Origin of the sequence: Globicatella sp. HMSC072A10, assembly GCF_001811625.1 — a bacterium.
In the GTDB taxonomy this organism is placed as follows: Bacteria; Bacillota; Bacilli; order Lactobacillales; family Aerococcaceae; genus Globicatella; species Globicatella sanguinis.
Genome location: NZ_KV805632.1, coordinates 1 through 11904, shown reverse-complemented (window position 1 = coordinate 11904; position 11904 = coordinate 1). Strand labels below are relative to the sequence as shown.

The 11904-nt window shown below is 32.4% G+C and carries 11 protein-coding genes; all 11 read right to left on the bottom strand.

Annotated features, from left to right (window positions below):
* Nucleotides 1-623: 623 nt before the first annotated feature.
* Entirely contained in the window at nucleotides 624-845 is a 222-nt protein-coding gene (locus HMPREF2811_RS01390) for a hypothetical protein (protein ID WP_071407779.1), read from the bottom strand.
* Between the two features lie 32 nt (nucleotides 846-877).
* Complete coding sequence (mmsB, locus tag HMPREF2811_RS01385) at nucleotides 878-2101, bottom strand: multiple monosaccharide ABC transporter permease (RefSeq protein ID WP_071407778.1); 1224 nt, start codon at nucleotides 2099-2101, stop codon at nucleotides 878-880.
* A 1-nt stretch (nucleotide 2102) separates the two neighbouring features.
* Nucleotides 2103-3674, bottom strand: coding sequence for an ATP-binding cassette domain-containing protein (locus HMPREF2811_RS01380; RefSeq protein ID WP_210386530.1), 1572 nt, complete (start codon nucleotides 3672-3674; stop codon nucleotides 2103-2105).
* 111 nt (nucleotides 3675-3785) lie between these two features.
* A complete protein-coding gene (locus tag HMPREF2811_RS01375; RefSeq protein WP_071407777.1) occupies nucleotides 3786-5000 on the bottom strand; it encodes a substrate-binding domain-containing protein in 1215 nt (404 codons plus the stop codon).
* Nucleotides 5001-5341: 341 nt separating this feature from the next.
* The gene (locus HMPREF2811_RS01370; protein WP_071407776.1) at nucleotides 5342-5806 is read right to left on the bottom strand and encodes a macro domain-containing protein; all 465 of its coding nucleotides are present in this window, start codon (nucleotides 5804-5806) and stop codon (nucleotides 5342-5344) included.
* A 57-nt stretch (nucleotides 5807-5863) separates the two neighbouring features.
* Complete coding sequence (locus HMPREF2811_RS10965) at nucleotides 5864-6340, bottom strand: hypothetical protein (RefSeq protein ID WP_084801820.1); 477 nt, start codon at nucleotides 6338-6340, stop codon at nucleotides 5864-5866.
* A gap of 106 nt (nucleotides 6341-6446) precedes the next feature.
* On the bottom strand, nucleotides 6447-6623 hold the full coding sequence (locus HMPREF2811_RS11320; RefSeq protein ID WP_168164926.1) for a hypothetical protein: 177 nt from the start codon (nucleotides 6621-6623) through the stop codon (nucleotides 6447-6449).
* Nucleotides 6613-7116 carry a hypothetical protein gene (locus tag HMPREF2811_RS01360; protein ID WP_071407775.1) on the bottom strand — a complete coding sequence of 168 codons (504 nt, stop codon included), beginning with the start codon at nucleotides 7114-7116 and terminating at the stop codon, nucleotides 6613-6615. Before HMPREF2811_RS01360 ends, HMPREF2811_RS11320 begins: the two co-directional genes overlap by 11 nt.
* A gap of 351 nt (nucleotides 7117-7467) precedes the next feature.
* Nucleotides 7468-9390 carry a hypothetical protein gene (locus HMPREF2811_RS01355; RefSeq protein WP_071407774.1) on the bottom strand — a complete coding sequence of 641 codons (1923 nt, stop codon included), beginning with the start codon at nucleotides 9388-9390 and terminating at the stop codon, nucleotides 7468-7470.
* Between the two features lie 313 nt (nucleotides 9391-9703).
* A complete protein-coding gene (locus tag HMPREF2811_RS01350; protein WP_071407773.1) occupies nucleotides 9704-11332 on the bottom strand; it encodes a glycoside hydrolase family 13 protein in 1629 nt (542 codons plus the stop codon).
* Between the two features lie 440 nt (nucleotides 11333-11772).
* Nucleotides 11773-11895: an ATP-binding protein gene (locus HMPREF2811_RS11885; protein ID WP_371441395.1), complete on the bottom strand. Its 123-nt coding sequence runs from the start codon at nucleotides 11893-11895 to the stop codon at nucleotides 11773-11775.
* Nucleotides 11896-11904: the final 9 nt, after the last annotated feature.

Here is an 11904-nt window from a genome sequence, read left to right as displayed (position 1 = left end):
GTGAATAAAGTATTCTTAAAGAAAAGTGAAGTGCTTAAAGCGTGTCATATCTAGCTTATTGAGGATTAAAATATTATGATATGAGTCTAATGTTGTATTCATTAAATGCCTGATTCCTAGGGATAAAGTGCCTAGCCTGTCAATTTTGAATCACTTATGCTTTGTTTACATACAAATAAAAAAATTATCGAAAATCGATTCAACATGGCTGATTTTGGTTTCAAAATGATCCGCAATTAACAAGTAAATAAAAAGAAAAAAGATAATGAAGTGGGGATAAGAAAATTTGTGGGTTTCACAATAATAAAAGAAAGTGATTGACCAGAAGTAGAAAATTGAATAATTTTCGCTTCGTCTGTTCACCCCCGCAAGGTTAAGACCACTCAACCACTGCGCATAAAAGTAACAGATAGATTTTTTTAAAGTTTCTGCCTAGCTTTTTTCTAGTGATTTCATCATAATCAATGCGTTGGTTACATTAGACGAAAACTTTAAGGGAATTATCCAATTTAAATAAACTTTTCAAGAATAAAAACATCGTTATCACCAATTAACGTAAAAAGTAAATTGATGACAACGATTAGCATACTATTTATAATAATCTATTTAACAACTGATAACTTCTATTTTTCTTTTTTAAAAGTCTTTTTTATTTCATAGGCAGAGTAAGCATTATAAACAATCACTAAAAAAAGAGATAGATAAAAAATTATATTTAACCATGTAAATACCTTCTGTTGAGCTTGGATAGTATCATAAATACTTTGTATTAGCCATAATGAACAAAATATTGCTGTCAATCCATACAGACGACTTTTAGATGTTTCATTTAATTCTTTTCCCATTTCTTATCCACTCCTTTTGTTGTAAAAAAAGATTAGCTTTTTGTCTTTTTGGTATAAATATCTATTGCAACAGCAAGTAAAAGAACCAATCCTTTAATTGTTTGAATTAATGCAGAGTCTACCCCCATAATTGACAAACCTTGGTTAATAACACCAATTACAGCTGCACCTATTACTACCCCTGGAACAGTCCCCACACCTCCTGTTACCGCAGTACCTCCTACGAAACAGGCTGCGATAGCATCCATTTCAAATGAGTTACCGGTTGCAGCAGAAGCAGAACTTAAACGTGAAAGCATCGCAACAGCTGCGATTGATGATAAGAATCCCATATGTACATACAATAGAAAATCGACTTTCTTTGTATTAATCCCTGATAACATCGCTGCACGACGATTTCCACCAACTGCATAAACATGACGTCCAAAAACGGTATTATTTAAAATAAAGTTATACAATACTACTAATACTCCAACAATAACTAACATGATAGGAATACCACCTTGTACAGCATTACCTGAGGAAGCAAATAAATAAGTTAAAGCCCCGATAATAACAGCAGTTATTCCAATTTTGGTGTAGGTTGCAGATAAAGGTTCTACGTCTAATCCAACTAAAAATGCTTTTTTACGATTTCTAAATTGCTTATAGGCATAAAATAGGATTAATAAAATTCCCACGACTATAGTTAAACCATCAAACGGTCCCCAAAAACCAAAAATATTCGGCAAATAATTTGCTGCAATAGCATTAAAAGATGAATCATTCACTGGAATTGATGCATTAATCATAGTAGTTGCCAATCCACGGAACACCAACATACCTGCTAAAGTCGTAATAAAACCTGGAATACCCACATAAGCTACCCAAAATCCTTGCCAAACACCTATTAATAAACCGATTAAAATACCAATTAGTATCGATACAAACCAATTTACATGCATGTCTTGCATCAATAATGCGACACAACCACCGATAAAACCTACTAAAGAACCTACAGATAAATCGATATGAGTTGCTATTATTACCATTACCATACCAATTGCTAAAATTACAACATAAGCATTTTGTTGAACTAGTTGTACTACAGTATTTGGATGTAGCAATAATCCACCTGTTAACACTTGAAAAACTACTATAATAACTATTAATGCTCCCACAATACCATATTGACGGCTATTTGTTAATAGAGCCTCTAAAAATCCTTTTTTATGTCCATTTGCTGATTCAACAGCTGAGTTTGTTTTAGTTCTCATTTTATGCATCCACCTTTAGTTTTTCTTTAGTCATACCTTTCATGAGATATTCTTGAGTAAATTTCTCTTTTGGTACATCATCCGTAACAACACCTTGACTAACTGTATAGATTCGATCACAAATACCAATTAATTCAGGTAATTCAGATGAGATGACAATAATTCCTTTTCCTTCATCTGCTAATTTGTTAATAATTTCATAAATTTCATACTTTGCACCAACATCAATTCCACGTGTTGGTTCATCCAAAATAAGAATCTCTGGATTAGAAATAACCCATTTAGATAATACTACTTTTTGCTGATTACCACCTGATAAATTTGATACTTTTTCTTCAATAGATGGTGTTTTTATACGGAATTCTTTTCTAAAACGTTCAGCCACAACACGTTCAATATTAAAATCCATAACACCATTTTTAGAATGTTCTTTTAGAGAAGCAAGAATAGCATTTTCTCGAATATTTTGTAATAAATTGAGACCATATCCTTTACGATCCTCAGTAGCATAGGCCAATCCAGCAGCAATCGCTTTTTCAACTGTGGAAGTATCAGTTTCCTTACCATGAATAAATACTTTACCTGAAATATTAGAACCATATGTCTTACCAAAAATGCTCATTGCTAATTCAGTACGGCCAGCCCCCATAAGACCAGCAATTCCAACAATCTCTCCTGAGCTAACCTTGATACTTACATCATCAACAATAATACGTTGTTTATCTAAAGGATGATGAACTGTCCAGTTTTCAACCCTAAAAATTTCTTCTCCTAGATTTGAAATATGGTCAGGATATAAATTGGTTAATTCGCGGCCAACCATTGCAGCAATTAAACGATCTTGATTTAGTGGTTCAGTTTCTGTATTAGGCATATAACCAACCGTCGAACCATCACGGATAATTGTAACATTATCAGTTATTTCTTTAATTTCATTTAGTTTATGAGAGATAATAACAGAAGTCACATCATGATTGTCACGTAAATCTCTAAGAATATCCAATAAATGAGCAGAGTCTTCATCGTTAAGAGCAGCGGTTGGTTCATCTAATACTAATAATTTAACGTTTTTGGATAATGCCTTTGCAATTTCAACCAACTGTTGCTTACCTACTCCAATATCCATAATTTTGGTCTCTGGACTCTCCATTAAGCCAACTCTTCCCATCACTTTTATTGCATCTGATCGTGTACGCATCCAATCAACAATGCCATTATGTTGTTTCTCATTTCCCATGAAAATATTTTCAGCAATTGATAAATAAGGACTTAATGCTAGCTCTTGTTGAATAACTACAATCCCTAACTCTTCTGAATCTGTTATATTTTTAAATGTACATTCTTTTCCTTCGTATATGATATTTCCAGAATACGTTCCATGTGGATAAACTCCAGACAGTACGTTCATCAAAGTGGATTTACCTGCACCATTTTCACCACAAATACCATGAATTTCACCACGTTTAATATTTAAATTTACATCAGAAAGTGCTTTAACAGGACCAAATGTTTTGGTAATATTTTGCATTTGTAAAATATAATTAGATTCTTGAATATTTTCATTTTTATTCATTATTTATACACCTACTTTACTATAAGTCAATCTAACTTATAACTTTAACAGAATTATAAGATTAGGGGCCAGAATGCAATGAAAATATACAAACTAGCCCTAAAAACATTTTTATTCAATAATCGGAGCCTTAATATTCTTTTGATATTGTTCCTCTGTTATAAAACCAGTTTCGACAACATAATCTAGTCCTTTTTGGTCTCCAGTTGGATCTTTAACCAATTCATCAGATTGCATTAACCAAGTTGGAACATCTTTTTTACCATTATTCATTGATTCCTTATCTGAAGTAGGAGTTTTTCCTTCTGAAATTTCTTTAATTATATTTGTTGTTTGCTCAGCAAGTAATGATACATTTTTATATACCGTTTGGGCTTGAGCGCCGTAGTAAATATTTGTAATAGCAATATCCATACCATCTTGTCCTGTAATCACTGGCCATGCTGATTTGTTTGTAGGATTTGTTGCATCAAAAGGAATCGAAGGAGACATATCTGGACGCGCATTTTTGATGGATTTCATAACACCAAGTGAAATAGCATCATACGGTGAAAGAACTGCTGCTAGAGGTTGATCTCCTAGCTTCGTCATAATCGCATCCATTTGTTTTTGTGCTTGAGTTTGATCCCATGCATGAACAGAGATTTTTTTCCAATCTTCTACTTTAAAATCTTTTGTAACAATTCCTGATGGATCAACAAGTTGACCTGATTCAAAGTATGGTTGAAGTAAATCCCATGCTCCTTTAAAGAAATAAGGTGCATTGTTATCATCATCAGATCCTGCAAATAATGCTATATTATATGGCGTATCTTTTCCTCCACCATTTTCTAAATCAAGTTTTTCGATAATTGTTTGAGCTTCTAAAATACCCGTACGTTCAAGATCAAATGTTACATAATAATCTACAGCTTCTGTATTCATAATAAGACGGTCATATGCAATTACAGTTGCTCCTCCATCTTTAGCTTGTTGAACAGCTGGTCCTACTGCAGTACCGTCTACTGAAGCTACAATTACAGCTTTTGCACCTGAAGAAACTAAATTGTTAATATCAGTTGATTGTTGAGAAGGTGAATTATTTGCATATGCTAGTTGAGTTTTAAAACCAGCTGCTTCTAATTCTTTAACCAAATTTCCACCATCAACATTCCATCGTTGGTCAGCTTTTGTTGGCATTGAAATACCAATCAAATCACCTTCCTTAAGAGAACCTGTAACGTTTTCTCCTCCACGTGAGGTTGGACTACACGCTGCTAAACTAGAAACTAATGCAAGACCCGTAATCATCAATCCTGCTTTTTTGATAAATTTACTTAATTTCATTTTTTACACCTCTAATTTTAATTATTGTTGAATAGTACAATAAAACTGACATTAAAAAATTGAGCCGTCTTCTTCAACATAAACATTTATAGAAGAATATATTCTTTCATAGGTATGCGCTTACAATATAATTATAAACTTTATTTGGTATTTGTCAACACTTCTTTCTGTTTTTTAAAAATTTGTATGTACAACATTTTAAAATACTCAATCAATATTGACATTCGAAACATCTAAATATTGTTATTTAACCTATACTAAAAATACTTTTACTCATTAGGTTATGTATACTAATTAAGTTATTAAATAAAAAAACACCTCATAAAAGAGGTGCGTTAATGCTATGGAAACAAAACTAAATAAACATCTAATTCATGCTCGGCTAAGAAAGCTTCAATAATCTCGACTGCGACTTGGTAAGCTGCTTCTTTTGGATAACCATAAATCCCACTCGAAATTAACGGAAAAGCAATTGAATTTAGTTGATGATCAACCGCCACTTGTAATGAAGCTGTATAGGTTTGAGCTAATAAACGCTTTGCTTCCTCTGGTGTATACTGGCTATAAATAGGGCCAACTGCATGAATCACGTGCTTAGCCGATAAATTGAAGCCCGGTGTCATCACAGCCTCACCTGTTTTAATCGGTGCTAAAGGACGACAAGCTTCTGTCATCGCATCATACCCTGCCCCTTTAAAGATTGCACCACAGACTCCACCGCCAGCCAAGAGTTCGGTATTGGCTGCATTAACAATGGCATCAACTGATAATTGAGAGATGTCTTGATGAATGATTGAAAGTGACATAGAATACCTCCTAGAAGATATTAACTGTTATATTTCTTAAATTATAGCATAGATATCTTAATTCTTATTAGCTAAAAAATATTCATTCATATCCACATAGAGTGATAGTGCATTCATTATTTCTGTTTTTAACGATTCTATCGGGAGCAAAGGAACCATGACAACTGGATATATATTATTTAATTCTTTAAAAACCAATCTTCCATATCTTTCATCCTTACCTAAATCGGGTCTGCCTGGAACCTTTTTCTTCAACAGATTCATAATTCCTAGTTCTTCAGATGCAACAAAAAATTTAACGATGAATTCTCTATTTCTAAATAACTCATACTTAATAATATAGATAAATAAATCCAAATTATTTACAAATAGCTCAATATATTCTTCTACATCACCTTCATGTTCATCTAAATAATCAAATGCGTATTCTGCAATCAGCACTGATTTATAAATATAATTTTCCCAATCAAATTTTTTAAATACAATATTTTTAAAGCTTTTATATGAATCGATTTGGTCACCATATTCATTCATAATATAATCCCTTTTGGTTAATAACAATGAATGCCAAAAAAGACCATCGAAATGAATATCACGATTTATTTGGATATAGTAATCTTTTAAAATAAATATTGCTTCTTTAAACTTTTTCCTGTGGGTTATGCACATTCATATAGATTGGAAAATCAGGTGCTTCAGGCAGTTCTATTACTTTATTTGAAAAATATGAAGCATCAAAATCAATTTGATTATTAATGAAATCATGGTAAATTTGTTCGTTTTTTTTATAGCCTTTATTTAATAACTTAATTTCCATTTTCCTTTAACCTCTTAATTGTTGTATTGAATCTGTCTAAAATTTCTGGCGAGATTGCTTGGATGATGTCATCAATCGTATCGTAACTTAGTTCTTCAACACCTTTTGTTTCAAACAGATCATATAGAACTGAGTTTAAGTTATCCAGTTCGTAAGATTCAACATCACTCAAAAACAAACTCTCTTCTTCAATATTACCGGTAATTCCTATATTTTGCTGTATAAATCTAAATATCGCTCTATATAAGCCTTGATAAAAATATACATTCATGATATTAATATTATTTACCATTCCCTCTAGTCTATAATCATCATTTTTAAAAATTAGAATAATTGAATCTTCATCAAAATCAACTTTAAAATCAGACTTTGAGGTCTCATCAGTAGCAAATTTAAATAACTGAATTTGATTTTTTCCGGTATTTCGAATGGTCGAAACATTTGAATAACCTATTAAATTATTTTTTGGAATGATTATTTGGTTTTTGAACATCTGATAGAAATCATTCAATTCATTACAATTATAAAAATATATATCCTGTAATGCTTGAATATGTACTTGCAGATTTGTTTTTTCAGAAAAACTAATTCTTGATTTTGGAATAACTAATTGTGTATCATCTAAATTGAGTTGTCTTTAGATTTTATAATCAATATTAACTGAGCCTTATGTTCTCGAATTAAATGACTAATAAATTCAGATTCTATTGTTAAATTATATTTAATAATATAAGAATCCTGAGAATCCACTACTTCTTGGATTTGAATAAAAAACCATTGTCTTTGTAACTATGGTTGTTATTTGCAAATAAAGGGTAAGCAAAGGAAGCATCTTTAGAATATATCATGATATTAACTCCACTTTATAAATATATTTAAGTTTTGCGTTAAAATTCTTTCTTGTATTTAACAGTAATCTTAATTTTCCATTCGTAACAGGGATGTTCTCAATTTTATTTTCACTAATTGTCAAGTTATCAGTATTAGTCAATAGTTCTTTGACATTATAGTAAAATTCATTCATTTTTATGCCATTATCGATTTCTTCGCCATCCCCGGTGATTAATTTTATCGCTAAATTTATCTTGTTCCATTTTCTTCCTTCCTCAAGCTCATTAAAATTAAATTCAACCATTTCCTTTTCTCCAATATAGATTCTATCTACGACATCAGAAGGTATTAAATATTCAACAATTTCACTTTCTCTTTCCTTTTTAGGTTGTGTTTTCCTTGGTCTTCTTGGTTTTCTTGGTTTACCTTCATTTTTATCTGGTTTTCCACTTCCATTTGCATTTTTACCTTTTCTTTCTTCGATTTTATTATCAATTGATAAATTTTTTCCATCTGCTAGTTGAACTTTCCCTTTTTTCTTTTGTACTATATCATTAAATTCCCACTGAAAATCAGTTATTAAATCAGAAGTATCGACTAAACCATCTGTCTGATACTTTTCTTTAATTCGCTCTTCAATAATTTTTTTAATCGAATTGTCTAGATTTCTAAGGAATTTTTTTGCTTTTTTACTTTCATCAATATTTCGAATAGCATCTGCAGAAAGAGCTGTGTGAGATTGATTTTCTAATGTCTTTAAATATCTATCTTCTTTCGGTCCCCCTATTAATACAGCATTAAATGGCTGTCTGACATTATTAGGGATTTTTCTGTCCTCAATCTTCATTCCCATGCTTCTCACAATTGCCACTCTTCCAGTTGGAATATTTTCATCCTCATCAAAAAAGTAAAGCTTAAAAGAAAAGGGTTCTTTTTGATTATTACTATTAGTCAACTCTAATATTTCAGGTTCGACTGTAGTATAGGTGCGATAATAAAGTGGTAAAAATTCTTTTTTCATTTGTGCAACATCTTGTTCATAATACTTAGCAATCAAATCTTCGAGGGTTTCATTATTAATTATGATTAATTTGTTGTTCATTTCGAGATAAACAACTAATCTTTTTTCTAATAAGGCAATAAAAAAGTTATTACATACTGATTTAATAATATCTTCTTCATTGTTAATATCTTCCCGAAGATAAGGAATAATTATTTTTAACCCTCTATCCGGTTTCTTAAAGATATCAATACTCTCTTCATTAATATAAGGGACAAATCTACTTTGATGATCCATTTTGGCATAGTAACCAGTGCCTCTATAATTTGCCCCTTTATAATGATGATCAAATAATTGTATAGATCCTCCGATATTTTTGTTACCTTTTTCATCAGTATTCGCAAAATACATGAGGTGTATATCTGAAGCTGCATTGTTAGCTATTTTCCCTACTCCATGAGAACCTCCTCGAGTATCTTCTAGTTGAGTATTTTCAACTTTTCCATGTACTCCTTTGTTATAGGCATATATGGCGTAAGTGCCTCCGTCAATGGTGTCAACACCACTTAAACCTTTGGTATTGGAATCAGAGGCAGTCAAAACCAATACTTCCTTAAGATACTCCTGTAACTTCATGTGATCTACTGTTTCTTTTGAATAAGAATTACCTGGCTTTAATTCTTTTATTCTAGAAAAAAGTTCATCTATTCCTGGAAGATCTTTTTTAGCGACTTTTGAAATTGATAAGTTAACAATCACCGGTTCGTTAATTTGGTCATTTTTAGCATCCATCGAATTTTGAATAATTTCTCGAATCGTTCTTTCTGAAATACCACCATCTTGCACAACAGTACTTCGAAATTCCTCTAAAGATTGATCAAACATAAAATTTTCTAAATGATCAATCTTCGAAAACTGAAATAAGTTTTCCTCCATTGTATTAACCCCTTCAACATATTCTTTAACTTCAATTAGATCACATTTTTCATTATGGATCAATAGCGTTTTTAGATTGCTTTTAGTTTTTATTACAATTTTCTTAAATATTCAAAATTTTTTTCAAATATGGATCATTAATTTTAACACTGTTCTATTCTGTGTTCGCTATTAGTTTCAAAAATCCCAAGCAATATATTAGTATTCAACTTCCCCTCCCACCGCCATAACTTTTTTTATAACTAAAAAAGCAGCCCCAGTTCATTCTCTTTCGAGACCAACTGGTGGCTGTTATTTAGTATCGATTCAATTATTATGCAATCTCCACTACAAAAGCTTCCCATGGAGCTAAGGTTAGGTCTTGTAGACTTGTATAGTCATGCTCCATATTTTGGATAATCACTTCTTTAATAGTGTCGTTGGTACTAAATGAGTTCTCTTCATTACTCATATTCGCTACCACTAACCATTTTTTGCCTTCATACTCACGGTAATAACTGAAGACATCATCCGCTGTGTCCAATAATTTAAAGTCGCCCCAAACGACGATTGGATTGTCTTTACGTAATTGGATTAATTTTTGATAAGTATAGAAGATTGAGTTTTTATCTTTTAAGGTATCTTCTACGTTAATTTCAGTATAGTTAGGATTTAATGCTAACCAAGGTGTGCCGGTAGTGAAGCCTCCATTGTCCGCTGAGGTCCAAGCAACTGGACGACGAGCATTGTCACGTCCTTTCGTATTAATCGACGTTAAAATGTCTTCCTTATCATAACCTGCTGCAATTCGTTCATGATATAAGTTCACGGATTCAATATCATCAGCTTCACTAATATCGCTAATAGGCGTATTAATCATGCCAATTTCTTCACCTTGATAAATATACGGTGTGCCTTTCAACATATGTAAGAGAATCGCAAATAATTTAGCACTGCGCTCACGATATTCAGCATCATTACCCCAACGTGAAATCACGCGCGGTAAGTCATGGTTTTCCCAAAATAATGAATTCCAACCTTCGTCTTTTAATTCAACTTGCCATTTTTCAAAGACGCGTTTCAAATCATTAATTTGTAAGGGTGCTAAATCCCATTTCTCTTTACCGTCTTGTTGATCTAATAAAATATGTTCAAATTGAAAGACCATTGATAATTCATTACGGTCAGCACCGGAATATAATTTGGCTGTTTCAGGAGTCGCACTCCATGTCTCTCCTACCGTTAATAAATCATGTTTTCCAAACGTTACTTGGTTCATTTCTTGTAAATAAGGATGTAAGTTTGGTCCATCAACCGTTAAACCTTCCATTGGTAATTTCCCGATTAAATCAATCACGTCCATACGGAAACCACCAATGCCTTTATCAATCCAGAAATTCATCATGTCATAAACTTCTTGACGCATTTTTTCATTTTCCCAGTTTAAATCCGGTTGTTTCTTACTGAATAAATGTAAGTAATATTGACCACTCGCCTCATCAAATTGCCAAGCAGAGCCAGAAAAGTTTGAGCGTAAATCATTCGGTGCACTACCATCTTCATTTGGATCCGCCCAAACATAATAATCACGGTAGGGATTGTCTTTACCTTTTTTCGCTTCGATAAACCAACGATGTTCATCTGAAGTATGGTTGACTACTAAGTCCATCACAATCTTAATATCACGTTGATTCGCTTCTGCAATTAAACGATCCATATCTTCCATCGTACCGAATTCTTCCATAATCGCTTCATAATCCGAAATATCATAACCATTATCATCATTAGGTGATTGATAAACTGGTGATAACCAAATCGCACCAATCTCTAATTCGTTTAAATAATCTAATTTTTCAGTGATACCATTAATATCACCAATGCCATCACCATCGGTATCATAAAAACTTCTTGGATAGACTTGATAGATGACAACCCCTTGCCACCATTTTTTAGTTTGTTCCATTTTATTCCTCCTTAGTAAACGCTTATTTCACAATTTCTATTGTAACAAATTTAGTACCATTTTTCGCATGAAAACCCTTGTGCATTATGGAGAATATATCTTAGCGATATGACGAAGGAGTAAATGAGTACGAATTTTTCCTTGGTATGCTTAATAGGATAAGCTATCCATCCGTTGTAATCACCTACAATACGAGTAGCGCTTGTTAAAACACAGTGCCTATTATCCACTAGTTAATCGCATCATAAACACAAAAAAGACTGGGAAAAATCATTAAAGTCTTTCCCAATCTCGTAATACTTATGTGCAGGGGTTAAATGTGTTCATCAGCGCCCTTTAAGTTGCATCGCCTGTATTAGGGTAATTGAGGCTGGGCATAAACTTGATAAATTTAGTCAAAATTATTGTTCGTTAATTAGTAGCGCAGTGCTTGAGTGACCTCAACCACTATTACGTTTAATTGCGACACTATAGCTAATCGCTATCGCTAAATGCGTTTTACCTGTACCTGAATTCCCAACTAATACCACGTTCTTTGCGTCGTTATAAAAGGATGACTCAATAATCGTTCT